21 protein-coding genes are annotated in these 26,245 nt (G+C 53.5%); 12 read left to right on the forward strand and 9 right to left on the reverse strand.

Annotation, left to right across the window (positions count from 1 at the left end):
- The first annotated feature begins 137 nt into the window (after window positions 1-137).
- Both HC248_RS00600 and HC248_RS00605 read left to right on the forward strand, forming a co-directional pair.
- Complete coding sequence (locus tag HC248_RS00600; protein WP_168920794.1) at window positions 138-1,127, forward strand: cation diffusion facilitator family transporter; 990 nt, start codon at window positions 138-140, stop codon at window positions 1,125-1,127.
- A gap of 112 nt (window positions 1,128-1,239) precedes the next feature.
- Window positions 1,240-2,325 (forward strand): alpha/beta fold hydrolase, encoded by a 1,086-nt coding sequence (locus HC248_RS00605; protein ID WP_168920795.1) that lies wholly within the window; start codon window positions 1,240-1,242, stop codon window positions 2,323-2,325.
- Window positions 2,326-2,483: 158 nt separating this feature from the next.
- On the opposite strand, the gene katG is transcribed toward HC248_RS00605, so the two are convergent.
- From katG to HC248_RS00620, 3 genes are all read right to left on the reverse strand, one after another.
- Window positions 2,484-4,673, reverse strand: a complete 2,190-nt coding sequence (katG, locus tag HC248_RS00610; RefSeq protein WP_168920796.1) for a catalase/peroxidase HPI — start codon at window positions 4,671-4,673, stop codon at window positions 2,484-2,486.
- A 631-nt stretch (window positions 4,674-5,304) separates the two neighbouring features.
- The gene (locus HC248_RS00615; protein WP_168920797.1) at window positions 5,305-6,849 is read right to left on the reverse strand and encodes a BCCT family transporter; all 1,545 of its coding nucleotides are present in this window, start codon (window positions 6,847-6,849) and stop codon (window positions 5,305-5,307) included.
- A gap of 130 nt (window positions 6,850-6,979) precedes the next feature.
- Window positions 6,980-7,783 carry an exodeoxyribonuclease III gene (locus HC248_RS00620; RefSeq protein WP_168920798.1) on the reverse strand — a complete coding sequence of 268 codons (804 nt, stop codon included), beginning with the start codon at window positions 7,781-7,783 and terminating at the stop codon, window positions 6,980-6,982.
- 11 nt (window positions 7,784-7,794) lie between these two features.
- Here HC248_RS00620 and pyrE point away from each other — a divergent pair, with 11 nt between their 5' ends.
- Both pyrE and HC248_RS00630 read left to right on the forward strand, forming a co-directional pair.
- Window positions 7,795-8,568, forward strand: coding sequence for an orotate phosphoribosyltransferase (pyrE, locus tag HC248_RS00625; RefSeq protein WP_168920799.1), 774 nt, complete (start codon window positions 7,795-7,797; stop codon window positions 8,566-8,568).
- A gap of 51 nt (window positions 8,569-8,619) precedes the next feature.
- Window positions 8,620-9,282: a DUF4124 domain-containing protein gene (locus HC248_RS00630; protein WP_238342678.1), complete on the forward strand. Its 663-nt coding sequence runs from the start codon at window positions 8,620-8,622 to the stop codon at window positions 9,280-9,282.
- Between the two features lie 400 nt (window positions 9,283-9,682).
- Here HC248_RS00630 and HC248_RS00635 read toward each other — a convergent pair whose 3' ends face one another.
- From HC248_RS00635 to gatC, 5 genes are all read right to left on the reverse strand, one after another.
- Complete coding sequence (locus tag HC248_RS00635; protein ID WP_168920800.1) at window positions 9,683-11,842, reverse strand: hypothetical protein; 2,160 nt, start codon at window positions 11,840-11,842, stop codon at window positions 9,683-9,685.
- Between the two features lie 400 nt (window positions 11,843-12,242).
- Window positions 12,243-12,389 carry a hypothetical protein gene (locus HC248_RS00640; RefSeq protein WP_168920801.1) on the reverse strand — a complete coding sequence of 49 codons (147 nt, stop codon included), beginning with the start codon at window positions 12,387-12,389 and terminating at the stop codon, window positions 12,243-12,245.
- Window positions 12,390-12,697: 308 nt separating this feature from the next.
- Complete coding sequence (gene gatB / locus HC248_RS00645; RefSeq protein WP_238342679.1) at window positions 12,698-14,173, reverse strand: Asp-tRNA(Asn)/Glu-tRNA(Gln) amidotransferase subunit GatB; 1,476 nt, start codon at window positions 14,171-14,173, stop codon at window positions 12,698-12,700.
- Window positions 14,170-15,684 carry an Asp-tRNA(Asn)/Glu-tRNA(Gln) amidotransferase subunit GatA gene (gene gatA, locus HC248_RS00650; protein WP_168920802.1) on the reverse strand — a complete coding sequence of 505 codons (1,515 nt, stop codon included), beginning with the start codon at window positions 15,682-15,684 and terminating at the stop codon, window positions 14,170-14,172. The genes gatB and gatA overlap by 4 nt, the downstream gene beginning before the upstream one ends.
- A complete protein-coding gene (gene gatC, locus HC248_RS00655; protein ID WP_168920803.1) occupies window positions 15,681-15,980 on the reverse strand; it encodes an Asp-tRNA(Asn)/Glu-tRNA(Gln) amidotransferase subunit GatC in 300 nt (99 codons plus the stop codon). Before gatC ends, gatA begins: the two co-directional genes overlap by 4 nt.
- Before the next feature lie 444 nt (window positions 15,981-16,424).
- Between gatC and HC248_RS00660 the strand changes: the two genes are divergently transcribed.
- Genes HC248_RS00660 through mrdA form a run of 4 tightly spaced genes read left to right on the forward strand, consistent with a single transcriptional unit; the run spans window position 16,425 to window position 21,049 of the window.
- A complete protein-coding gene (locus HC248_RS00660) occupies window positions 16,425-17,468 on the forward strand; it encodes a rod shape-determining protein (protein ID WP_168920804.1) in 1,044 nt (347 codons plus the stop codon).
- Between the two features lie 53 nt (window positions 17,469-17,521).
- Window positions 17,522-18,439: a rod shape-determining protein MreC gene (gene mreC, locus HC248_RS00665; protein ID WP_168920805.1), complete on the forward strand. Its 918-nt coding sequence runs from the start codon at window positions 17,522-17,524 to the stop codon at window positions 18,437-18,439.
- Entirely contained in the window at window positions 18,436-18,957 is a 522-nt protein-coding gene (gene mreD / locus HC248_RS00670; protein ID WP_420371994.1) for a rod shape-determining protein MreD, read from the forward strand. The genes mreC and mreD overlap by 4 nt, the downstream gene beginning before the upstream one ends.
- A 22-nt stretch (window positions 18,958-18,979) precedes the next feature.
- Window positions 18,980-21,049 (forward strand): penicillin-binding protein 2, encoded by a 2,070-nt coding sequence (gene mrdA / locus HC248_RS00675; protein ID WP_168920806.1) that lies wholly within the window; start codon window positions 18,980-18,982, stop codon window positions 21,047-21,049.
- Between the two features lie 282 nt (window positions 21,050-21,331).
- Here mrdA and HC248_RS00680 read toward each other — a convergent pair whose 3' ends face one another.
- Entirely contained in the window at window positions 21,332-23,074 is a 1,743-nt protein-coding gene (locus HC248_RS00680; protein WP_168920807.1) for a GMC family oxidoreductase, read from the reverse strand.
- Here HC248_RS00680 and HC248_RS00685 point away from each other — a divergent pair.
- The 4 genes from HC248_RS00685 to HC248_RS00700 are packed head-to-tail and all read left to right on the forward strand — an operon-like array spanning window position 23,073 to window position 26,242.
- A complete protein-coding gene (locus tag HC248_RS00685; RefSeq protein ID WP_168920808.1) occupies window positions 23,073-23,312 on the forward strand; it encodes a hypothetical protein in 240 nt (79 codons plus the stop codon). The two genes, HC248_RS00680 and HC248_RS00685, sit on opposite strands and share 2 nt — an antisense overlap.
- A gap of 48 nt (window positions 23,313-23,360) precedes the next feature.
- A complete protein-coding gene (locus tag HC248_RS00690; protein ID WP_168923600.1) occupies window positions 23,361-24,488 on the forward strand; it encodes an MlaE family ABC transporter permease in 1,128 nt (375 codons plus the stop codon).
- Window positions 24,485-25,273 carry an ABC transporter ATP-binding protein gene (locus HC248_RS00695; protein WP_168920809.1) on the forward strand — a complete coding sequence of 263 codons (789 nt, stop codon included), beginning with the start codon at window positions 24,485-24,487 and terminating at the stop codon, window positions 25,271-25,273. Before HC248_RS00690 ends, HC248_RS00695 begins: the two co-directional genes overlap by 4 nt.
- Before the next feature lie 33 nt (window positions 25,274-25,306).
- Window positions 25,307-26,242: an MlaD family protein gene (locus HC248_RS00700; protein ID WP_168920810.1), complete on the forward strand. Its 936-nt coding sequence runs from the start codon at window positions 25,307-25,309 to the stop codon at window positions 26,240-26,242.
- Window positions 26,243-26,245 lie beyond the last annotated feature (3 nt).

Here is a 26,245-nt window from a genome sequence, read left to right on the forward strand (position 1 = left end):
CGCTAAGGGTTGACCCGTAGCAAATGAGTGTCTCCTTCAGGCGTTGCAGTGTCTTTCGCTTTGTCATGTGTCAGTCGCTCTGGTTTGTTATGCTGATTGGTTAACTTCTACACGTTTATTGCCGCCAAAGATTCCCCATGAAACTTACCGAACTTACGGACGATTCTGAAGACACTCAGCACACGCTCGCCGAGCGTGCTGCGGCCGCATCGCGCAGCACTTGGGTCAGTGTGTTGGTCAATCTGGTGCTCAGCGTGATTCAGATTGCGATCGGTGTTTTTGCCAAATCGTCGGCACTGATTGCTGACGGTGTGCATTCACTGTCAGATCTGGTTGCTGATTTTGTGGTGCTTTTTGCCAGTCATCACGGCAAAAAAGATGCGGACAAAGAGCACCCTTATGGCCATCAACGGTTTGAGACTGCTGCCTCTTTGGTGTTGGGTTTGATTTTGCTAGCTGTCGGCGCGGGCATGTTGTGGTCGGCCTTTCGCAAGCTCGAAGCACCCGAGACGGTGCAGCAAGTGCATGTGATTGCCTTGTGGGTAGCCGGCTTGGCGCTGGTCTCTAAAGAGCTGCTCTTTCGCTACATGTTGGGCGTAGCCAAACGGGTCAAATCCAGCATGTTGGTGGCCAATGCTTGGCATGCGCGCTCCGATGCGGCCTCCTCATTAGTGGTGGGTTTGGGCATACTCGGTAACCTCGGCGGTTATCCGATTTTTGATCCCATCGCCGCGCTTATCGTCGGCTTTATGGTCGCCCGCATGGGTTGGAGCTTTGGCTGGGATGCCCTGCATGACTTGATGGACCGCTCCGCCGATGAACAAGAAGTTCAAGCCATACGTCAGACCTTGAACGATACTCCCGGCATTTGCAACGTGCATGATTTGCGCACCCGCAAGATGGGCGACATGATTGTGGTCGATGCGCATATTGAGGTTGATGCAGACATCACTGTCGAACAAGGTCACGACATTGCAGTCAACGCCAGCCAACGCGTGCTGGCACGCCACCGAGTCATCAACCTCATGACCCATGTAGACCCTTGGCGCAGACCCGATAGAGATCATGTGACAGCGGCGCCGCTGGCTCAGCCTGGCGACGTCGTTAATTCCAAGGCCGTCAGCTAGGTTTAATTCAGCCTTTCATTACTGCCTAGGATTAGCGCATAGCGCGAGAAAACCAGTCAAGCGCTTTTTGTATACGATGAGTTGGTTATCAATTCCCCATCGGAGACAAAAAATGAACCGCTTTAAACCTTTAAATCGCTGGTGTTTGGTTTTACTTCTGGGCCTAACTAGCCTTGCGACTCAAGCCCAAGCAGCGCCTTATCCGGCACCTGTAGAGGGTGATTTTGTTCTAGAGAATTTTAAATTCCACACCGGCGAGGTGATGCCAGCGCTCAAGCTTCACTACACCACAGTGGGTAATCCTGCGGGTATGCCGGTGTTAATCTTGCATGGAACGGCCGGGTCTGGCACCGGCATGCTGGGTGCGGGTTTTGCGGGTGAACTTTTCGGTAAAGGGCAAGCGCTGGATGCTAGCCAATACTTCATCATCTTGCCCGACGCCTTGGGCGCCGGCGCTTCGAGTAAACCGTCAGATGGTCTGAAAGCGAAATTTCCCAACTACAACTATGCCGATATGGTCAGCGCCCAGTACCGGCTAGTGACAGAAAAATTCAAACTTAAACATTTGCGTTTGGTGTTGGGTAACTCTATGGGCGGCATGCAAACTTGGAATTGGGGCACTACCTATCCAGATTTTATGGACGCCTTAGTGCCCATGGCTGCAACGCCAATGCCGATGTCTGGCCGTAATTGGATGATGCGGCGTTTGATCATTGACTCGATTCGCACAGACCCGACTTGGCAGGGCGGCAACTACATTCAGCAGCCGGCTAGCTTGCAGTTTGCCTCGGTATTTTTTGGTATTGGAACCAGTGGGGGCAGTCAAGCTTTGCAGCGCCTGGCGCCGACCGCAGAGCGCGCCGACGCCTTGCTCGATGGGCGTTTAAGTGCTGCTTCTAAGGCCGATGCCAATGACAATCTGTACCAGTGGGAATCGTCTCGCGATTTTGACCCGGTCAGCGTTTTGAATCGCATCAAAGCGCCGCTGTTGGCGATTAATTCTGCCGATGATGAGCGCAATCCACCCGAGCTAGGTGTGATGGAAACCACGCTGGCACGCATTCCCGGTGCCAAGCTTTTCTTAATTCCAGCAAGTAGCCAAACCGCCGGTCACGGCACCACCATGCAGGCTAAATGGTGGCAGGGTGAGCTGAAAAAGCTACTGACCAGTGCACCAGTTTTAGCGCCAAGCCATTAAATTTAGATTTTTTGAAATAACGCTACGCACTTCAAGCTCAAGCTCAAAGCAATCAGCCCCTGCGGAAATCGAGAAATCTCGACACCCGCAGGGGCTGATTCTTTTGAGTGTCACAAGGCCTTGCCGAGCAAGATTACCTCATGACTTCAAGCCTTGGATTAAGAACCAAAGCGGCCCAAGTTCATGACCTTTGTCCACGCCGTGACGAAGTCATTGGTAAATACTTCTTGAGCATCGCTAGACGCGTAGTACTCGGCAATAGCGCGCAACTGAGCGTTTGAGCCGAACACCAAGTCAGCAACGGTGCCCGTCCACTTTGGCTTGCCTGTGACGACATCGTGGCCTTCAAGCACACCGACTGCCTCGGCCTTTTGCCACTTGGTGCCCATGTCCAGCAGGTTCACAAAGAAGTGGTTGTTCAACGTACCTGGATGCTGGGTGAGCACGCCGTGCTGGCTGTGTCCGTTATTCGTATCCATGGCACGCAGTCCACCGACCAAGACCGTCATTTCTGGTGCGGTCAGGGTCAACAGTTGTGCTTTGTCAATCAGCATCTCAGCGGTATAGCTCTCCAAGCCTTTACCGATGTAATTGCGGAAACCGTCGGCTTTTGGCTCAAGCGGCTCGAAAGAATGCGCATCTGTATTTTCTTGCGAAGCGTCCGTGCGTCCTGGTGTGAACGGCACTGTCACTACTTGACCGGCTTTTTTCGCTGCAGCTTCCACTGCGGCATTGCCAGCTAAAACGATCAAGTCGGCCAGAGAGATTTTCTTGCCACCCGATTGCGCCGCGTTAAACGTAGCTTGGATTTTCTCCAGCGCTGCCAACACTTTGGCCAACTGGGCTGGCTGATTCGCTTCCCAGTCTTTTTGTGGAGCCAAACGAATACGCGCACCGTTTGCGCCACCGCGCTTATCACCACCGCGGTAGGTCGAGGCAGAAGCCCAGGCCGTGCTGATCAGCTCTGCGTTGCTCAGACCGCTGGCCAAAACTGTGGCTTTGAGTGCTGTGACATCTTTGCCGTCGACCAAAACGTGGTCAACCGCAGGCACTGGATCTTGCCAGATCAGAATTTCTGCTGGCACCAGCGAGCCGAGGTAGCGTGAACGTGGACCCATGTCACGGTGCGTCAACTTGAACCAAGCACGGGCGAAAGCATCAGCCAGTTCTTCTGGATGGGCCAAGAAGCGGCGCGAGATTTTCTCGTAAGCCGGATCGACACGCATCGCCATGTCGGCGGTAGACATCATCGGTGCATGGCGCTTGCTTGGGTCATGTGCATCAGGCACGGTGCCGGCACCGGTGTCGCCGACTGGCTTCCACTGCTTAGCGCCGGCTGGGCTGGTTGTCAGTTCCCACTCGTAGCCAAACAGGGTTTCAAAGTAGCTGTTGTCCCAAGTCGTTGGTGTTGGGGTCCAAGCGCCTTCTAAGCCGCTGCTGATGGTGTCAACGCCTTTGCCGGTACGGAAACTGCTTTTCCAGCCAAAGCCTTGTTGCTCGATAGGAGCGGCTTCTGGTTCTGGTCCGACATGGGACACGTCACCTGCACCATGGCATTTGCCAAAGGTGTGGCCGCCGGCTGTCAGTGCGACGGTTTCAATGTCGTTCATGGCCATGCGGGCAAAAGTCTCGCGAATGTCGCGGGCTGAGCCGAGCGGGTCTGGCACGCCATCCGGGCCTTCTGGATTGACGTAAATCAGACCCATCTGCACGGCAGCCAATGGATTGGCCAATACACGGTCGCCGGAATAGCGTTCGTTACCCAAGAATTCTGTTTCTGGGCCCCAATTGATTTCTTCACCTGGTTCCCAGATGTCTTCGCGGCCGCCGGCAAAACCAAAGGTTTTGAAACCCATGGAGTTCATCGCGACGTCACCAGTCAGGGTAAACAAATCGGCCCATGACAGTTTGCGGCCATATTTTTGCTTGATAGGCCAGAGCAGGCGGCGTGCCTTGTCCAGATTGACGTTGTCTGGCCAGCTGTTGAGTGGTGCAAAGCGCTGCGCGCCATTGCCGTTACCACCGCGACCGTCGGCGATGCGGTAGGTGCCGGCTGAGTGCCATGCCATGCGGACAAAGAATGGGCCGTAGTGACCGTAGTCTGCTGGCCACCACTCTTGCGAGTCGGTCATCAAGGCGGTGAGGTCTGCAACGACAGCGTCTAAATCCAGGGTTTTGAATGCTTCAGCATAGTTAAACGCCGTGCCCATAGGGCTAACCATGGCGGGCTGCTGATGCAAGATTTTGAGGTTTAAATGGTCGGGCCACCAATTAGCTTTGGTCTGACTTCCGACTATGGTTTTTTTAGTGGCGGCGCCCGAAAATGGGCAGGTTGGTTCGCTTGACATTGTGGTTTCCTTTAATGATTTGCAATTGAGATCCAATAGTAATGGAGAACACCTTCGCAAACATGCCCGAGCAAAACTGTTATTGAATCGCCTTCATAGTCAGGCTCAATCAAGTAAATACTTTTCATTACTAGTTGTTGAAAAACTGGGATTTCAGATGACGGCTAGACGGCGTATTGCCTTACAACTCACTCTCTTTTTTCGATGTCGAAAGACGGATGAGTGGCGAGAGATTTCACCTTTCTTAAACGCCAACATTCCACCTATTTTTTCGCCAAAGACAGGGATAAAAGCAGTTTGCTTCGGTAGTGAATTGACTTGGAATCACAACGTTTCACCTTGACGTTCGCGCTCTGTTGTTTTGATTCAGCACAGAGCACAAAGTGCGCTTTTCATTTTCAGTGATTAACGGTTAGTGACTTGCAGCTTCGGTTGAGGCGGGCTTGAATGAAGCTAAGGCTAAGGCTAAGGCTAAGGCTAAGGCTAAGGCTAAGGCTAAGGCTAAGGCTAAGGCCAATTAGCGCTTAGCCGTCAGTACCGTTACTTCAAACAGCGTGAGCCTAAGGTTTCAGAACGCGGCGCTCACACGGTTTGATTGCATAACAACTAGCTTGAATCAAGCGAATGCAATTTAAAGCGTTTTCCCTTTAAGGTGAGTAATACGTAACGCATCCCACAGTGAGGGCAGCAAAATGAGCGAAACCGGCACCGCTGTGATGACAATAAAACTCTGTAATTTACCAACGCCGTCGGCGCCCAGCGAGACCAAAATGATGGCTGTCGCGCCCATGGCGACACCCCAGAATGCGCGCACTGCCGCGGATGGCTCGCTGCTCTTGGACATCGCCACTGAGATCACATAAGTCATTGAGTCGCCAGTGGTGGCGACGAAGGTAAAGGTCAGCACCATGAACAATATCGACACTAAAAAGCCGGCCGGCAGATTCTGCGTGATGGCGAGCAAAGCGGCCGGCAAGTTAAGGCCCTCGAATGCCTGCGAGATAGAGCCGGCCTGCGCCAGTTCCATCGAAATACCGGTACCGCCCACAATCGTGAACCAAAAGTTGGTCACCAGTGGCGCAACAATTGACAAAAGAATGACGATGGCTCGGATAGATCGGCCGCGGCTTACGCGTGCCACAAACACCGCCATTAACGGTCCATAGCCTAAGAACCAGCCCCAAAAGAAAACCGTCCACCAGCCCAGCCAGCCGGGTGCGCCAAACACGCCCGCTTCGCCGCGGTAAAGCGCCATAGGAAAGAAATTGGTGAGGTAAACGCCCATGCCTTTGAAGAAGCCTTCGAAGATAAAGCTGGTAGGTCCTACGACCAAGATGAAGATTATTAAAATGAAGGCCAGCCAAATATTGATCGCACTGGTTAACTGAATGCCGCGATTGATGCCGCTAAGGGCAGACAAGGTATAGATGCCCACCAATGCGCCGATAACGATGGCTTGTGTGGCAAATCCATTGGGTATGCCAAACAGTGTGTGCAGCCCGTAGGCCACTTGCAAACCGAGAAAACCAATCGGCCCGACCGTGCCGGCCACCACAGCGATGATGCAGACCGCATCAGTGAGGGTGCCGATAGGGCCTTTGATCGCGCGATCACCAAAAACCGGATACAGCAGGGTGCGCGGCGCTAGCGGCAAACCTTTGTCGTAGTGATAGTGCATCAGCATGATGGTGGTCAGCGAACCCAAAATAGCCCAGGCTAGAAAGCCCCAGTGCAGATACGACTGCGCCAGTGCTGGCCAAGCAGCAGCGGCCGATTTGGATTGCGCACCGAACAGCGGAGGCGACGACATAAAGTGCGCCATCGGCTCACCAGCGGCCCAAAACACGCCACCGCCAGCGAGCAGTGTGCAGATGATCATTGAACTCCACTGAAAGAGACTGAACTCTGGTTTGGCGACATTGCCCATCTTCGCTTTTGCCCCCGGCATAAAGAGAATCACCAGACTAATTAAAAATGTCGACAGCAGCAGCAATTGCCAATACAGACCGAAATAACGCGACGCAAAGGCAAAGCCCGTATCGACTGCGACTGAAAGGCTGTTTAAATCGATTAAGGCCCAAAGGCAAAACAGCGAAATAACACCGCCCGATAGCCCAAAAAGCGGAAGGTCGAGTCGGCGCGTGGGGAGTGGCGAAGCGTGGGAGTTTTTATTCATTTCGTTTTTTGTTAGCACTTAGCCTGCGCGGCCAAGCCTGCGGCGCAGCTAGGGCGAAGCAGGTGCTGAGTTTGTGTTGGGCACATGTTTTGTTTATGTGCATAGAGAAGGCCTGCGATGCAGGCTGCGCTCAGACTTCGAAATCGTAATCTATTGTCAATGGCGCGTGATCTGAAAACTTTTCTGTTTTGTAGATGTGAGCGGTGTGTGCGCCTTGGGCAAAGCTAGGGGTTGCCAAATGGTAGTCCAGTCGCCAGCCCACATTTTTGGCATACGCTTGGCCTCGGTTACTCCACCAGGTGTAGGCGTCTCCCGTGGTGCTTGGATGCAGTTTGCGATATACATCGACCATGCCGCCACCCGCGTTTTCTAGCGCTAACAACTGCGTCATCCAAGCGCGCTCTTCTGGCAGAAAACCGCTGTTTTTCTTATTGCCTTTAAAGTTTGTTAAATCGATTTCTTGATGTGCAATATTGATGTCGCCGCACAAAACAAATTCGCGCTCATTTTTAAGCGCCAGCATGTAAGGACAAAACTCGGCCAGAAAGCGGATCTTGGCGGCTTGGCGTTCTTCGCCCGATGAGCCGCTGGGGAAGTAGGCACTTATGACCGACAACTTGCGGCCTGCTCGGTCAAAGCGTGTTTCTAAGTAGCGGCCTTCCAAGTCGAATTCTGCCGAGCCATAGCCGACGATGACATCACTGGGCTCTTCTCGGCTGTAAACCGCAACGCCCGAATAGCCTTTTTTCTCTGCGAAATGAAAGTGGCCTTTTAAGCCGGCAAGCACCTCAAACCTATCCTTTATATCGGCGCCCTGAGCCTTTAGTTCTTGCACGCAAATACAATCCGGTTTTGACTGCAACAGCCAGTCTTCCAAGCCTTTGCTGGTGGCAGAACGTATGCCGTTGAGGTTGAGGCTGGTTAATTTAAACAAGGACATCTCCAATGAGCACCCCGACAGTCACGCCAGGGCAAGAAAAAAATAGTCAGTCACTCAGTCTTAAAGACGGTGTTGCTGCAGCACCAGACGCTTTGGCGCAGGAGTTTGTGCAGTTTGCCGTACAGGCAGGAGTACTGCGTTTTGGTGAATTCAAGACTAAGGCTGGGCGTTTGAGTCCCTACTTTTTCAATGCAGGGTTGTTTGATGATGGCGCCAAACTTGGCTTGTTAGCGCAATTTTATGCGCGTCAGCTGCTGCAATCCCAAAAGGATAGCGGGCTGGAGTTTGACATGATTTTTGGCCCAGCCTACAAGGGCATACCACTGGCTGCTGCTGTCTGCATAGAGCTGGCGCGGCTAGGTCATAACTACCCATTTGCCTATAACCGCAAGGAAGCCAAAGACCATGGCGAGGGCGGCACTTTAGTCGGTGCGCCACTGCGCGGACGGGTACTTATTATTGATGATGTGATGTCGGCCGGCACTGCTGCGCGCGAATCGATTGCGATTATCAAAGCCGCGGGTGCGACGCCGCATGCTGTGGTCATTGCGCTGGATAGGCAAGAAAAAGCCACGGAAAACGGCCAAGACGTGCCCTATAGCGCGGTTCAATTTGTGCGTAACCAATTAGGTCTGCAGGTATGTGCCATTGCACGTCTTGCCGATTTGTTGCAGTATTTGACCGTGCCTGCCGCATCCGATGCGGCGGCCGCGGCCGCTGATGTCGGCGTTCACTATCAAGCCGTTTTGGCTTACCGAGAACGTTACGGCGTGGATTAAAGTTAGATAAATTTGAGGTCGCAATTGCTTTCTAAAAAATTAGTTTGTGTTGTGTTGTCTGTAACTGTGGGCATTGCCACAAGTGCCATCACGGCTGTGGCAGTTTTTTTTCAATCTGCTGCAACAGCGCAAACTTTTTTTTCTTGCACGGATGAGCAGGGACGCCAAATAAGGTCTGACCGGCCAATTGCCGAGTGCGTAGACCGCAACCAAAACGAACTCAGTTCAACAGGTATGGTGCGCAAAATCAGGGGGCCTACGCTCACTGTTCATGAACGCAACGCATTGGACGAAAAGGAAAAAATTGCGGCGGATGTGAATGCTCGGGTCAACGAGGAAAAGCGCTTGAGTAGAGCTTTGCTGCTACGTTATCCGAGCCGTGCGGTTCACGACAAAGAGCGCGGCTTGGCCCTAACATCCTTAGCCGAGAAAAATCAGGCGCTACAGAAAATTATCTCAACGCTAAATGAGCAGCGTAAAAAGCTAGACAAAGAGTTTGAGTTTTATGCCCAAGATAAAAGCAAAGCACCGATTGCATTGAAGCACCAGTTAGAAAACGTGGAGAGCAGCTTGACGCTGCAAAAGCGTTATCTGAGCGAGCAAGAATTAGAGAGAACCCGCATCAATTCCCGCTTTGATTTAGAGCTGACAAAGCTGACGCCGCAGTGGTCAGTAGTTGCCCCCAACATCAGCCAGCAGAGCGAGAAAAAATAAGCTTGTCGGCCAAAGCGATTTGGGCTGGCTGCGCACATAAAAATACTCACATAAACGTATGCAATATGTATACATATGGTTAAAAATTTTTAGTAGTAACTACAAGAAATGTTATCAACATGAACGAGCAGCGTTTGCTTTGGGTGTAGATTTTATTTTTGTCCATGCATACGCCGCGTGGGTGCGTTACACGAATGAAAATATGAACGGTTTGATTCGTCAGTTTTTCCAAAGGCAGTGCGCTTCGTTTGCCTCATGAACGATGACATTGCTTTAGCGATGCATAGACGCAATCTTCATCTCAAAAAATGTTCGGGAGATTGAACGCCGCATAAGTCTTTTATGCGGTAGACACAAATCAATCATCCAACGCTTGCACGTCTAGATTAAATCTGCCGAACTATTTAGATTCACTCTTTCTATCGTATTGACCATCGTCGCTAACACCTGCATCAATTTTCGCGGTCGACAGAAACTGTCGTAATTGAAAGATAAGAGTAGCGCCAAAATCCTCTGGTATTTCTTTTGTCAAAACTTGCTGACTAATTTCTGCGATTTCAGCTTGAATAAAATCACGCGTCATATGTGGTCGAAAATTTTGGTAAAGAGAGAAGTATTGATCGCGTTGTGTTGCCAGTGCATAGATTGCCGAATCTCCAATATCGCCAAGAGTGGCTGAATTGGTAAAGACTGTTGGCCCATCTGTTAGCTCACCTGTTTGCTCATCTCTTTTGAATTCGCCTTTAAGCCAAGTCAGAATTTCTTTAAATTGAGTGGGAGTTGCTTGCCCGCCATTGAGGATAAGTCCTATCGCTTTCACCATGAAATCGCGTGAATTATTAGGTATTAACCGCAGCTTCAACAACTCATCAAGTGTTACTTGAGCGCTTAAAAATTCTCGAGAAGAATAAATAATTTCTAAGAGTTGCAGCTTTTCTGGTGCCGATAAATCTTGGCTCACGAGTACTGCGGATGTGTCGCCGCAAGCCGTATCAAACCCTAAGCGCATGTGATGTCTAAACATTGCCGGATCATTACCTTCAGCCATGTGCATGGCCATAACTTGATCGCACAGAACTAAGCGCTGTACAAGTGGGTATTGCCTGAGACCTATTCCACTCATCACGGCAGCCATAAACACAGTCATTTTTTGTGGTGAGATATTGGCTTGAACGATGCCGGCTAGTAACGTTAATCGCTCTAGCTCATGGTGGCTAACTAGTCCACCCCACTGACGAAGCGTAGCTATGATGTGGCGCATAGCAATAGCTGGCATGGCTGCATTCAATGCGTTCATCGCTTGGCGGGTTCTGTGAGGATTGCCCAAAATTTGCGTGAATAAAAAATATGTAGATTGTTGCTTAACAGCTGGCCGTTGAGTCGCGGCCCACAGCTGCGCAAGCAGTGGCTGCGCAATGGCCATGCTGGCGACTTCTGGTTCTCCCGCAGTTGTCGCTGCAATGATCAGGCCTTCACCCCCGGCCGCCGTCAAGGTGGCCCATAGTTCAGCTTTTCTGACGTTAGAGTTGGCAGTTAGGTGGGTCAACAACTCTAGGGCTTTATCGGCCACTGCGGGTTGTGCGGAGCTCGTTGCCGCGGTTAAGACAGCTGCGCGACCAACGTTCCCCAAGGTGTCCCAGAGTTCAGCTTTTCTGACGTCAGAGTTGGCCACTAGATTGGCCAACAAAAACAGGGCTTTATCGGCCACTGCGAGGTTCGTTGCCGCGGTTAAGACAGCTGCGCGACCAACGTTCCCCAAGGTGGCCCAGAGTTCAGTTTTTCTGACGTCAGAGTTGGCCACTAGATGGACCAACAAAAACAGGGCTCGCTCGGCCACTGCAGGTTGTTCTAGGTTCGTTGCCGCGGCAACGACAGCGGCACGCCCAGCGTACCCCAAGGTGGCCCAGATCTCAGTGTTTCTGTCGTCAGAGTTGGCCGCTAGATTGCCCAACAAAAACAGGGCTTCTTCGGCCACTGCAGGTTGTGCGGGGCTCGTTGCCGCGGTCAAGACAGCTGCGCGCCCAGTAGTCCCCAAGGTCGCCCATAGTTCAGCGGCTCTGACGTCAGAAATGGCAGCTAGGTTGCCGAGCAAAATCAGGGCTCGTACGGCCACTTCGGGTCGTGCGGGATTCGTTGCAGCGTTAACAACTTCAGACATTCGACCCTGAAGTTCGCTATACACCGCGGCGTTTTCTTCTTCATTGATACTCGAGCGATTGAGTAATCTTTCTAACTCTTCTGGATGAATCTGCACGCCTTGATGGGTTTCAACTAAAGGTGAGGAAGAGGAGAAACTAGCGCTGCTGATTATTCTGCTGGGACGGCTGGAGCTACTAGAACTACTCGCTTTAGCCTCAGTGCTATCTACAGTGACTGATGTGACTGATGTGACTGCGTAGCTCGATAAGCTTCTTGGAGAATCGGGACTGACTTGGTGTGTGGGTATCCGACTTGCAAGGCTGCTTTGAATAACTACTGGGCTTGGAGTCGTCGGTATTTTTCTTTCTGTATCTTGCCTTACAGAAGGATTGATGACCGCCGTTTTATTTAAGGGATTCATGTGTCGTTACCGGTTGAAGTGAATAACGTTGCGCAATATGAATAGAAGATATTTAAAAAATTGATTAAATTTATCGATTTTTGCTGGCGTTTATAGCGCTGATCGGTTACGCGTGCAAGCGTGAAAATACTAAAAAACTTGTTGTACGCATTGAGGATTGCATCAGTGAGATGGTATTTTTGTTAGCGTTAAGTTGCAAAAATTAAACCAAAAAAATTCGGGGATGGTGCGGTTTTGCGTTGGCATAAACGGCTAATCATTCATTGCGAAATAGCAATTTATGCGATTAATCTCGAATTCACTTTTGCTTGCCCCGGCGTTGTCAAATTGCCTTTAGCAATACGGCGTTAGTAGAGAAAGTCGCCGAGAAGGGGCGGGGCTCCACACGCTCTCTCAGTTTTTATAAGCTGTGCACGTGCACGTGCTTATCCATTCGGGAGCAGTTGTAGACGTTGAACTTTATCGCTGCTGTTGGGGGTGCAAGGATTTGTGCGCAGATGGCGTGGGTGATGTAGCTGGCGTTCTTTGTCTCTAAGGCTTTAGCCATGAAACTTGCCGTCGCTTCATCAGACGCTAAAACTTCGCCACTTTCAAAACTTAAAAACTTAAAAACTTAAAAAACTTTTGAAAATTTCCGAAAAGTTTTGTCGGCCTTATCTGAATCAGACACTGCTGCAGTTGACGAACTACGCACTCATCAAGCTGGGTTTAGTCGGCATGCGCTTTACTCACTGATTGCGCTACGCATGCATCGCCCCGCCGTAGTTGGCACGCGTGTGTTCGTATTTTCCGAAGTGATTTTGGCTGTCTATAAACGTATGCACTATGCATACATACGGTTATAGATTTTTAAGTTCAGCCTAATTTTTTCTTGAGCAATTCATTGACCTGCGCAGGATTGCCTTTTCCCTTGCTGGCTTTCATTGCCTGACCGACCAAAGCGTTAAAAGCTTTGGTGTTTCCAGCGCGCACTTCTTCTACGTTTTTCGGATTTGCAGCCAGTACTTCATCAATGATTTTTTCCAACTCGCCCGAGTCGCTCATTTGCTTGAGACCCTTGGCTTCGATGACCGCATCGACATCGCTGGCTTGACCTAACCAGAGCGCGTCAAAGACTTGCCGCGCCGCGTTGTTCGAGATGGTGCCGTCAGCAATTCGCGTGATCAAGCTGGCCAATTGGGTTTGGCTGACGCTGGATTCTTCAATTGATTTTTCGTCTGCATTGAGGCGCCGCGAGAGCTCGCCCATGACCCAGTTACCGGCGAGTTTTGGCTGGCCGCAGCTAGCGGTGACGGCTTCGAAATAACTGGCCGTGGCGCGGCTTTGTGTCAGCTGACCGGCGTCGTATTCAGACAAGCCGTAGTCGGCCTCAAAGCGCGCCGCCATCACGCGCGGCAGCTCTGTCATTGCTGCGCGGGTTTGCTCAACCCAGTCGCGGCCAATCATGAGTGGCGGTAAATCGGGGTCGGGAAAATAGCGGTAATCGGCCGCATCTTCTTTGGTGCGCATGGCGCGAGTTTCGCCGCTGTCGGGATCGAACAGTACAGTGGCTTGGCGAATCTCGTGACCGTCTTCAATTTGTTCAATTTGCCAACGCACTTCAAAGTCGATCGCTTGCTGCATGAATTTAAAACTGTTTAAGTTTTTAATTTCGCGGCGCGTGCCCAGTTCAGCGCCGGGTTTGCGCACCGAGACATTGGCGTCGCAGCGAAAGCTACCCTCTTGCATATTGCCATCGCAAATGCCAATCCAAGTGACGATTTTATGCAACTCTTTGGCATAGGCCACGGCCTCGCTGGAAGAGCGCATATCCGGTTGTGTGACTATCTCTAGCAATGGCGTGCCGGCTCGGTTCAGGTCTATACCGCTCATGCCTATGAAGTCTTCGTGCAGCGATTTGCCCGCATCTTCTTCCAGGTGGGCACGCTCTAGGCGCACGGTTTTTTTCTCGCCATCGACAAAAAATTCAACGCTGCCGCCTTGCACCACAGGGATCTCGAACTGGCTGATTTGATAGCCTTTAGGCAGGTCGGGATAAAAATAATTCTTGCGCGCAAACACACTGCTTTCGGCGATGTGGGCGTTGATCGCTAGACCGAATTCAATCGCTCGCTGAACCGCGCCCTTGTTCATCACCGGTAGTGCGCCGGGCAAGGCAAAGTCAACGGCTGATGCTTGGGTATTTGGCTCAGCACCAAACGCGGTGGAGGCGCGGCTAAAGATTTTTGAAGCGGTAGTTAACTGGGTATGGGTTTCAAAGCCAATCACGACTTCGTAGCCCTGCACCAACAGGGATTTTTTTTTCACGGTGTTCATAGCGTTTTGACTCATGCTTGCGGTGCTCGTTGATGCCAATCGGTTGCCAGTTGAAACTGATGCGCCGCGCCCAGTAGCTGGGCTTCTTTGAAATAGTTGCCTATCAGTTGCAGACCTACCGGCATGCCGTGCGCGCCAAAACCGGCGGGCACGCTCATGCCGGGGAGGCCGGCTAGGCTGGACGACAAAGTGTAGATATCGGCCAGATAGTTGGCCACTGGGTCGGCGGATTTCTCGCCCAGCTTCCACGCCACTGTGGGTGAGACTGGGCCGGCAATGATGTCGCACTTGGCAAAAGCACTTTGAAAGTCTTGGGCGATTAAGCGGCGAATCTTTTGTGCTTTGAGGTAGTAGGCATCGTAGTAGCCGGCGGACAGCACATACGCACCAATCATGATGCGGCGCTTGGCTTCGTTGCCAAAGCCTTCGGCTCGCGACTTTTTATACATCTCTGTCAGATCGCTGTACTGCGCGGCGCGGTGGCCGTAACGCACGCCGTCAAAGCGGCTCAGGTTGCTGCTGGCCTCGGCCGGTGCGATCACGTAGTAGACCGGTATTGACAACTCTGTCAGTGGTAGATCGATATCCACCAGCTTGGCGCCTAGCTTTTCATATTCGGCCAAGGCCGCATGCACGGCAGCTAACACATCAGGTGCGCAGCCAGCGCCAAAAAACTGCCTTGGCAGACCAATGCGCAAACCCTTGAGGCTGTTATTACCTATGCCGCTGGCGGATTGGACGAGTAGGTCAGCAGCGTAGTCAGTTGCCGGCATGTCTAGCGAGGTTGAGTCGCGATCCAGATCGGGTCCGGCCATGGCCGAGAGCATCAAGGCGCAGTCTAGTGCGCTGCGTGCCATCGGTCCGGCTTGGTCTAGGCTAGAGGCAAAAGCCACCATGCCGTAGCGCGAGCAGCGGCCATAAGTCGGCTTGATGCCAGTGATGCCGCACAGCGAAGCCGGCTGGCGAATCGAGCCACCGGTATCAGTACCCGTAGCGGCCGGTAGCAAGCGCGCCGCCACGGCCGCGGCTGAGCCACCCGAAGAGCCGCCCGGAATCCGGCTGTGGTCCCAAGGGTTTAGTGCCGGCTTATAAGCGCTGTTTTCATTACCCGAGCCCATGGCAAACTCATCGCAATTGAGCTTGCCCAAAGTGACCATGCCAGCGCCTTGGTCCACGCCTAAACGGTTGACCACAGTGGCGTCAAACGGGCTGCGATAGTTCTCCAGCATTTTTGAGCCAGCGGTGGTGGGAAAGTCACGCGTGACAAACACATCCTTGTGGGCCAATGGAATGCCTAGCAAGGGGCCGCGTTCGCCATTGGCCAAACGCTGGTCGGCGGCTTTGGCTTGGGCGCGCGAGACGTCGGCGTCTTGCGCTAAAAAGGCGCCCAGATTGTCATGCGCTGCGATGCGCGCTAAAAAATGATCCGTCAGCTCTAGGCTAGAGACTTCGCCGGCGGATAGCTTTACTGAGAGCTCGCTCAGGCCAAGGTCGTGTAATTCTGTGTTCGGGGTGTTGCTGTTCATTCGATGACCTTGGGCACTAAAAATAGGCCGCGTTCGACAGCCGGTGCGCTGACCTGGCTGGCTTCTCGTTGGTTGGGTTCGCTGGCGATATCATCGCGCAGCCTGAGGGCGACTTCGCCTAGCAGTGCAGCTGGGTGTGCCAGCGGTGCAACGCCGTTGGTGTCTATGGCATCGAGCTGGTCGACCAGCCTGAAAAATCCGTTGAGTTGATCCAAAATCGGCGCTATTTCGTCACTGCGCAATTCAAGTCTGGCCAGATTGGCCACGCGTTCTATGTCTTTAGATGTCAGTGCCATGGTTTTAAACTACTCAAAAAAATTGCTGATTTGCGCTAAGCGGGGGTAAAGACAAGGCTGCAAGGCTCTTTGCGCTTATTTCGCGGAAGGGGGATGCGTTATTATCCGCCTTGAAGCTAAAACACGGCCGGATGCATTCTTTACGCGTTTATCGGCTCGCAAACCCCAGATATAAAGACAGTTTTTCCAATCGCCTTTCTTTCCTTTGAACTTCTTACCGGCCCATTGCGTTGTATTTCATTTTGAATCCAACACAGTACCAAATGAAGAGCAAGGGCAAATCTAAGGCGGAACATAAGAAGAAAGCCGGGTTTTGCGCGACTTTGCGCGCTTTAGTCATTTATTCATAACCGTTTTTTTCACTGCGTAAATTTCCCTAAAAACAAACCCCCAGCGGCGATGGTGCAGCGAAGCTTAGCCCATGCCCTAACCGGACTTCTGAATATGTTTGAAGCATTTCGTCGGTACTTTTCCACCGACCTAGCCATAGACCTTGGCACAGCCAATACCTTGATTTACGTTCGCGATCGCGGCATTGTGCTGGACGAACCTTCGGTCGTAGCGATACGCCATGAAGGCGGCCCGCAAGGCAAAAAAACTATACAAGCTGTGGGCCGTGAGGCCAAGGCCATGCTGGGCAAAGTGCCTGGCAATATTGAAGCCATTCGTCCTATGAAGGATGGCGTGATTGCTGACTTCACGGTCACCGAGCAGATGCTCAAGCAATTTATCAAGATGGTGCATCCACGCAGTTTTTTTAAGCCTAGTCCGCGCATCATCATTTGCGTGCCTTGCGGCTCTACCCAAGTGGAGCGCCGCGCCATTCGCGAGAGCGCATTGGGTGCAGGCGCCAGCAATGTTTACCTGATTGAAGAGCCTATGGCCGCAGCGATTGGCGCTGGCTTGCCGGTCTCCGAGGCCAGCGGCTCCATGGTGGTGGATATCGGCGGCGGCACTACCGAAGTCGGCGTGATCTCACTTGGCGGCATGGTCTACAAAGGCAGTGTGCGCGTGGGTGGTGACCGTTTCGATGAGGCCATCATCAACTACATTCGCCGCAACTACGGCATGCTGATTGGTGAGCCGACGGCTGAAGCGATTAAGAAAAACATTGGTTCAGCTTTTCCTGGCTCTGAAGTCAAGGAAATGGAAGTCAAAGGCCGCAATCTTTCCGAAGGCGTGCCGCGCAGCTTCACGATTTCGAGCAACGAGATTTTGGAAGCCTTGACTGATCCGCTTAACAACATCGTCAGCGCCGTGAAAAACGCGCTTGAGCAGACACCTCCAGAGTTGGGCGCAGACATTGCCGATCGCGGCATGATGCTCACTGGTGGCGGTGCTTTGCTGCGCGACTTAGATCGCTTGCTGGCTGAGGAAACCGGCCTGCCGGTACTGGTCGCCGAAGAACCACTGACCTGCGTGGTACGCGGCTGCGGTATGGCGCTAGAACGCATGGACCGTATGGGTTCTATCTTCACCACGGAATAAACCTTAACCATTGAATTCGGTGCGGGTCGCCTGCGTCCCGCCTACTAGCGCATATGCCTCTCGCAACCTTGGACAGATCGACGCCTTCGTTTTTTAAACAAGGTCCGTCAGCGCTTTCTAAACTGATTTTTTTCAGCGCTTTGTCCCTATTCTTGATGGTCGCTGATGTGCGTTTTCACATCACTGAGTCGACACGCTCAGTGATGCTCACCGCACTGTTTCCGGTTCAATGGCTGGTTCAACAGCCAGCGCGTGCACTGCAAATTGGCAGTGAATATGTCAGCGGTTTGGATCAAGCCAATAGCAATAGCGCGGATGCCAGCCGAAAACTTGCTTTGCAATCACTACGCGCCGGTCAAGTCGAGCAGTTGTTGTTGGAGAACGATAGGCTGCGTAAGTTGTTGAACTTGCGCGAGCATCTGGCTACTTCCGTCATGGCCGCCGAAGTGCTTTATGACGCAGCCGACCCCTACACCCGTAAATTCATCATAGACAAGGGCTCGTTAAAGGGCGTGGATTTGGGCTCGCCAGTGTTAGATGAAACCGGCGTGCTCGGGCAAGTGACACGGGTTTATCCGCTGGTCAGTGAAGTCACGCTGGTGATAGACCGGGATCTGGCCATTCCCGTGCTCAATGTACGCACTGGCGCGCGCAGCGTAGCTTTTGGTGACGCTACTACTGCGGGTGGCGGGCTAGAGCTGCGTTTTATGGGCAGCAATTCCGATGTGCAGGTGGGCGACTTACTCACCAGCAGCGGCGTCGATGGTGTTTATCCAGCCGGTCTGCCGGTGGCCAAAATTAGCCGTATTGAGCGACGCGCTGAGTCCGCCTTTGCCAAGATTTACTGTACCCCACAGGCTTTGGTCAGTGGCGCTCGCCATGTGATGGTGGTCAAGCCGATTGGTGAGCAGATTCCCCCCCGGCCTGACACGGTGGCAGCTACACCCGCTGGTAAAGGAGTCGCCAAATGATCTTGTCTTCGTCTGGCCAGCAGCTGTTGTTACCCGTTAACCGAGGTTTTATTTGGGCTAGCTTGATCGCTGCGCTGCTATTGGACATGTTGCCGTTTGGCCGGGCGGTATGGATACCTGACTTTTTGGCACTGGTGCTGATGTTTTGGAGCATCCATCAGCCGCTGCGCGTGGGCATAGGCATGGCCTTTATGTTTGGTCTGATCATCGATGTGCATCAGACCTCGATGTTGGGCCAACACGCGCTGGCCTATACCGTGCTGTGCTTTTTGGCAACCTTGATTAGTCGCCGGCTGCTGTGGTTTTCCGTGCCCTCGCAGGCGCTGCAGGTGCTGCCTTTGTTTGCACTCTCGCATGGCCTTGAGCTGTTGATTCGGATGCTAGCGGGCGGTATTTTTCCGGGTTGGTATATTTTGCTCGCCCCTTTGATTGAAGCCTTGCTTTGGCCGCTGGTGAGCGTGTTGCTGTTGATACCGCAGCGACGTGCGCCCGATCCAGACCAGAACCGTCCCTTATGAGCTTGCGCTTTCCCGGATTGCTATGACAGAGCTGAGAAATGTTGACGCCGACTTATCGCGTTTTCGCACCCGTATCGTGGTCGCCATTTTGGTTGTACTGTTTGCTTTTGGATTGGTCACTGCGCGCCTGATTTATCTACAGGTTTATCGCCACGCTGACTTAGCTGAGCAAGCCGAAAGCAACCGCACAGCGGTTGTGCCCATAGTGCCTAATCGCGGGCTGATACTGGACCGCAACGGCATAGTGCTGGCGAGTAATTACTCCGCCTACACGCTCGAACTCACGCCATCCAAGATCGCCAACCTCGACGAGACCATTGCCGAGCTAGCGACTATTGTTGCGATTGAGCCGCGCGATAAACGCCGGTTTAAACGTCTACGAGAAGAGTCGAGAAACTTCGAGTCGCTGCCCATACGCACCAAATTGACAGACGAAGAAGTCGCACGTTTTGCGGCTCAACGCTTTCGTTTTCCGGGTGTAGATATCAAAGCGCGGCTGTTTCGCAACTACCCTTACGGAGAGTTGGCAAGCCATGTGATCGGCTATATAGGCCGGATCAATCAAAATGAGAAAGAAGCGCTAGCCGGCAGCGAAGAGGAGGGTAACTACCGCGGAACCGACTACATCGGCAAGCTCGGGGTAGAGCAAAGTTTTGAAAAGCAGCTACATGGCACGACTGGGGTTGACCAAGTCGAGACCTCTGCCGGTGGCCGCGCCGTGCGCAAGCTTTCAACCAACCCAGCCACGCCGGGCGACACCGTGATGTTGTCGATAGACATACGGCTACAAAAATTAGTCGAAGATATGTTTGGCGAGCGCCGCGGCGCGCTAGTGGCCCTTGATCCCAAGACCGGCGATGTACTGGCTTTCGTGAGCAAGCCCACGTTTGACCCCAACTTGTTTGTCGACGGCATTGATGTCGAGAGTTGGCAGGCGCTAAACGAATCAATTGACAAGCCGCTGCTCAACCGCGCGCTGCGCGGCACTTACCCGCCGGGTTCAACCTACAAGCCGTTTATGGCCATGGCGGCTTTGCAAACCGGCAAACGCTCGGCCAGCTTTGTGGTCAACGATAACGCTTCTTGGACTTTTGGTGGCCACACTTTTCGCAGCCACGGCGACATCGCCTTGGGTACGGTCGACATGTATAAAGCCATCGTCAAGTCCAGCAACGTCTATTTTTATTCGCTGGCTAACGAGCTCGGTGTAGACGCCATTCATGACTTCATGGTGCCGCTGGGCTTGGGGCAAATCACCGGCATAGACATTAATGGCGAAGTCAGGGGTGTATTGCCCAGCCAAGAATGGAAGCGCAACCGTTATAAAAATGCGGCGCAGCAACGCTGGTATCCCGGTGAAACCATCTCGCTAGGTATTGGTCAGGGCTACAACGCTTTTACTATGCTGCAAATGGCCCAGGCCACCGCCATACTGGCCAACAATGGCATCAAGCACACACCGCGTCTGGTGATGGGAACGCAAGATCCTGTGAGCCGAGCGATCCATTTGCTGCCACTGACGGCGGCGGTGGACTTGGGCTATAAGCCTGAAAACGTAGACATCATTAGGCGTGCGCTGGTTGGCGTGACGCAAGAAGGTACATCGGCGCGGGTGTTCGCCGGCGCGGGCTATCTTTCTGGTGGCAAGACCGGCACGGCGCAGGCGGTGACGATTGGTCAGAAAGAAAAATACAACAGCGCCAAACTCGATGAACACCAGCGTGATCACGCGGTCTATATGGCTTTTGCACCGGCTAATGATCCAAAAATAGCTTTGGCCGTGATTGTCGAGAATGCCGGTTGGGGCGCTGGCGTGGCCGCGCCGATTGCGCGCCGGGTTTTTGACTACATGCTGCTCGGTCAGTACCCCAGCGAGGAAGACATGGCTGCGGTGCAAAAAGGTTTGGCTGCCGCACCCATTGGTACGCCGCGTACCGCGGCAGAAGTCACTGCACTGCTTGACGGCCGAGGCAAGGCTGCGGCTGGATCAAGCGCTGCGATTGGCCGGGCTGCGGCTAAGTCGCTGGCGATTGCACAGGCCCTTGCCAAACTCAAGCCGCCGGTGACGGCGCAAGACGCTAATCCAGATTAATCGTACGGCTTGCAAAGCCATTTTGCAGGGACGAAAAAAAACGCTGGGGTTACCAGCGTTTTGGCAAAAAACATCTTTTGAATGGCCTTTTGCAGATGCGATTATTGTTGCTTGAATGTCTCCTCGGCTCCCCGCTTTGCGAGCAGCTAGGCTCGTCGGCAAGACCTCAACTATAAGCCGTTGTACCCCAGCGAGTCATTGGGGCTTTCCCTCATCAAACGGATTTTATTTTTACGCTGAGTAGATTTTTTTAATAAGCATACTTACTAATGCCTTTAAAACTTAGATGCCAGCTTGTATCCACTTAGCCGCTTTTTCCGCAATCATGAGTGTTGGCGAGTTGGTGTTGCCGCTGGTGATTAGCGGCATCACGCCAGCATCGACGACACGCAGACCTTTGATGCCGCGCACTTTGAGATGCGAGTCAACCACTGCCATGACGTCGTCGTCGCGGCCCATTTTTGTTGTCCCAACTGGGTGGAATATGGTGGTGGCGATGTCGCCGGCTAGCCGTGCAAGATCTTCGTCGCTCTGGAATTGCACGCCCGGCTTGAACTCTTGCGGTTGGTATTTTGCCAGTGCACTTTGACCGACGATTTTGCGCGTCACGCGCAGCGAGTCGGCGGCCACCTGCCGGTCTTCTGGCGTACTGAGGTAATTAGGCGCAATCGCTGGCGCGTCCTCAAAGCGCGCACTTTTGATGTTGACGCTGCCGCGGCTGCTTGGGTTGAGGTTGCAAACGCTGGCGGTAAAGGCGTTGAAGTTGTGCAGCGGCTCGCCAAAAGCGTCTAGTGAGAGTGGTTGCACGTGGTACTCGAGATTCGGGTAGAGCTGATCCGGCGAGCTGCGCGTGAAAGCGCCTAGCTGCGATGGCGCCATGCTCATGGGGCCGGTTTGGCGCAGCGCGTATTCCAGCCCGATACGGGCTTTGCCCAGTAGCGTGTTGGCCATGGTGTTGAGCGACAAGCCCCAGGCTTTCTCACCTGGCAGACTTTGCACTTTGTAGACCGAGCGGATCTGCAAATGGTCTTGCAAGTTCGCGCCCACGCCGGGCAGGTCTTGAATCACTGGAATGCCGTGCTGCTGTAATAGTGCGGCTGGGCCAATGCCCGAGAGTTGCAAAATTTGCGGCGAGCCGATGGCGCCGGCGCAAAGTATGACTTCGCCCATGTGACCAGAATCGCGGGTTGACAGGGCGGTGACGCGCTCATCGCCCACCCAGACCTCGACGCCGGTACAGCGCTGGCTGCCATCGGCCTGCGGCGTGATCACCAGCTTGCAGACTTGGGCGCTGCTCCAGAGCTCAAAGTTGGGCCTGCCGTAGCACTTGGGTCGCAAAAAGGCTTTGGCGGTGTTCCAGCGCCAGCCGCTTTTTTGGTTTACCTCAAAGTAGCCTACGCCCTCATTGTTGCCACGGTTAAAGTCATCGGTGGCGGGTATGCCGGCTTCTACCGCAGCTTCGGCAAAAGCGTCGAGTAAATTCCAGCGCAAGCGCTGCTTTTCAACCCGCCATTCACCGCCTGAGTTGTGGTGACGTAGTTGCTGCTGGTAGCCATCGGCCTTGTTTTTCATCAACTCTGGCGCCGTGCCGCGCGCGCCATGCATGGCGTCTGCGCCTTTGTAGTGGTCTTCGTGCATTTTGAAAAAGGGCAGGGCGCTGTCCCAGTTCCAGCTCATATCGCCGGTTAGTTGCGCCCATTGATCGTAGTCACGCGCTTGGCCACGCATGTAAATCATGCCGTTAATACTGGAGCTGCCGCCCAATGTTTTGCCGCGTGGGTAACGCAAAGAGCGGCCGTTTAGACCCGCATCTGGCTCGGTGCTGTAGAGCCAGTCGGTGCGCGGATTGCCTATGCAGTAAAGGTAGCCGACGGGTATGTGTATCCAGTGATAGTCGTCTTTGCGGCCCGCTTCTATGAGTAGCACACGCTTGGATGCGTCGGCGCTTAGGCGGTTGGCCAGCAGGCAGCCAGCAGTGCCGGCGCCAATGATGATGTAGTCAAAGACCTGATCGTTTTCTTGCATGGGTAGCTTGTCTCTTGTGATGTGGTTTGCACCGGAACTGGCGGTTATCGATTTTTCTCGATATTGCCTGAGCCGGCTTGTCGCCGGGCTGACGCTGGTTTTTGTATGGCGTACACGTCGCTATTGTGGCAAAAACTGCGCGGCTTTAATGCAGGACAGTTATGTTCCTGCAACGCTGTCGGATAGCGGCGGCAAGTTTGCCATTAACCGGGGTTGTCAGAGCGATGTTGGGCTGTGAGCCGGCGTAGCAGTTAACATCTAAATTAGCTTGACTTCACTACCCGGCATGGACCCCAATACCCCGCGCATTCAAATTCAGGACACGCCGCAAGGCCAGTCGCTGCAGGTGCTGGGCGCGTGGACGGCGGCTGAACTTAGCCGGGCCTCGGTCTGGACTGCGCTGACGGCGCAGCTCGCCAGTCTTGAGTCGGCGAGTCAAGAGGCGCCGTGGAGTCTTGCCAGCATTGAAAAACTCGACTACCTCGGCGCCCAAGTTTTGTTTCGCCACTGGGGCCACCGAATTCCACCGCAACTCGAGCTACAAACGTCACAGCGTGAATTGCTGGAGACGGTGGCTAAATTTACTGTCAGCCCACCGCCGCGCATGCGTTTGACTCTAAGTGATTTGCTCGCCATGGCCGGTTCGCGCCTGTTCACGCTGCTCGACCACGCGAGCGGCTTGTTGCGCCTAGTAGGCCAGTTGCTACTCGATTTAATACGGCTGTTACGCCGGCCCAAACAAGGGCCGTGGCGCGATTTGTCGGGTCATCTTTATCAAATCGGCGCGACCGCGCTGCCGATCACTGCACTGGTAGGTTTTCTGATCGGCGTGGTGCTGGCTTATTTGATTTCGCAGCAGCTCAAGCAGTTTGGTGCTGACTCTTTTATCGTCAATATTTTGGGTATCTCGTTGGTGCGTGAGCTTGGGCCGGTGCTGGCTGCGATTTTGATTGCTGGACGTTCCGGCTCAGCGATCACGGCGCAGATCGGTGTGATGCGTGTCACTGAAGAGTTGGACGCCATGCGCGTGATGGGCATTGCCCACGGCTTTCGTTTGGTCTTGCCGCGCGCTTTAGCGTTGGCCGTGGTGATGCCGCTCATTAGCGTCTGGACGACGTTGGCTGCGCTGGCTGGCGGTATGTTGGCAGCTAGTGCCAGTATGGGCATTACACCGGGATTTTTCATTGAATCTTTACCCGCTGCAGTAGAGGTCAGCAACTTGGTGTTGGCCACGGCCAAGTCCGTGGTTTTCGGTTTGCTGATCGCGCTGGTGGGTTGCCATTTCGGTCTGCGCGTCGAGCCCAATACTGAGAGCCTTGGCAAGGGCACGACGGCATCGGTAGTGACTTCCATCACCGTAGTGATATTGGTTGATGCGCTGTTTGCAGTGCTTTTTAAAGGCATAGGCATATGAGCGCATTGGTCGTTGAAATCAACAAACTCTGGACAGTTTTTCCGAATGGCGAAAAAGAGTTTGTGGTGCACAAGGATTTAAATTTAAGCGTGCAGCGCGGCGAGGTGTTGTCTTTAGTCGGCGGCTCAGGCACCGGTAAAACCGTGCTGCTGCGTCAGATTTTAGGGCTTGAAATGCCAACCCGCGGCGAGATCACCGTGCTGGGCAGACCCGCGGCTGAAATCGGTCGGCGCGGCGCGGCCAGTCGGGTCGGCATGTTGTTTCAGCAAGGCGCATTGTTTTCAGCCTTTTCGGTGCTGGAGAACATTGCTTTTCCGCTGCGCGAATTAAACACGTTGCCGGCCGCCCTGATACGTGAGGCGGCCATGGTTAAATTACAAATGGTTGGCCTAGGGCCAGACGCAGCTGACAAAATGCCTAGCGATCTTTCAGGTGGTATGGTCAAACGCGTGGCGCTGGCCAGAGCCCTGATCATGGATCCGCCGCTATTGCTGCTCGACGAGCCGACCGCCGGACTAGACCCAGAAAGCTCAGACAGTTTTTGCACCTTGCTGCGCTCACTGCACCGCGACATGGGATTGACCGTGGTGATGGTCACGCATGATTTGGACACGCTGTTTGAGCTCAGCACGCGTATCGCGGTGCTGGCAGAGCAAAAAGTGATTGTGAATGCCGCGCCCAAGGATGTGGTGGCCTTTCCCCATCCCTTTATCCACCAGTTTTTTCTCGGTGAAAGAGGTCAGCGCGCCATGGAATTGCTGCGCGAATATCCTTTTACTGTGTAGAGACTGACGAACAAAAAGACGATAGGAATAAACATGGAAAACAAAGCCCATGCCATGCTGGCGGGCACATTTGTGCTGCTGGTCTCGGCTCTGCTGGCGCTGCTGGCTTTGTGGCTAACGCGTGACGTGACACAGCGCGATATCTACGAGATGAGCACCAGCGAGACGCTGACCGGTTTGCAACCGCAGGCCAGTGTCAATTACCGCGGCGTGCCGGTTGGCAAAGTCGAGGCGATTGGTTTTGACAGCAAGGTCAAGGGCAATGTGCTGCTGCGCGTGTCGATTGACCGCGCCGCTCCCATGACTGCGTCAACCTTTGCCAGCGTGGTCTCGCAAGGCGTAACGGGTTTGAGCTTTATTCAGCTGGACGACAACGGCGAGTCCACCGAACGTTTGCAGCCCGACTCTAACAACCCGCCGCGGATTCGATTAGAAGTCGGTGGTATCAATAAGTTGGTCAAAAAAACCGAAGACATTCTCACCCAACTCGAAGAAGCCAGCATGCGTGCCAACACACTGCTGTCAGGCCAGAACCAACAAGCTATCACGGCGGCGATTACCCAGATCGGTAACGCCGCGGGCAGCATAGACGCGCTGGCCAAGTCGTTGGCACCCACGGTGGCGAGCTTGCCTAAAGTATCGCGTGAGGCGCAGGCAACACTGCTCTCTGTGCGTACTGCAAGCGATGAATTAGCCGTTACCGCGAGTCGACTCAACGAAAAAGATGGACCTTTGGATAAGCTCTCGCAGAGCGCTACCGCACTGGCTTCTGGTGTGGAGACTTTCAGCGCTTCCACCCTACCCAAGTTGGGTAATGTTGCGGATGACACCGGCCGCGCCATGCGCCAGCTCAGGCGCACCATAGACAACGTGGGCGATAACCCGCAAGCACTGATTTTTGGTAATGGTCCGGCGCTGGCAGGCCCGGGTGAGCCGGGCTTTTCTGCTAATTCGCCAGCGAATCAATGAAGC

Origin of the sequence: Polaromonas vacuolata, assembly GCF_012584515.1 — a bacterium.
GTDB classification, from domain to species: Bacteria; Pseudomonadota; Gammaproteobacteria; order Burkholderiales; family Burkholderiaceae_C; genus Polaromonas; species Polaromonas vacuolata.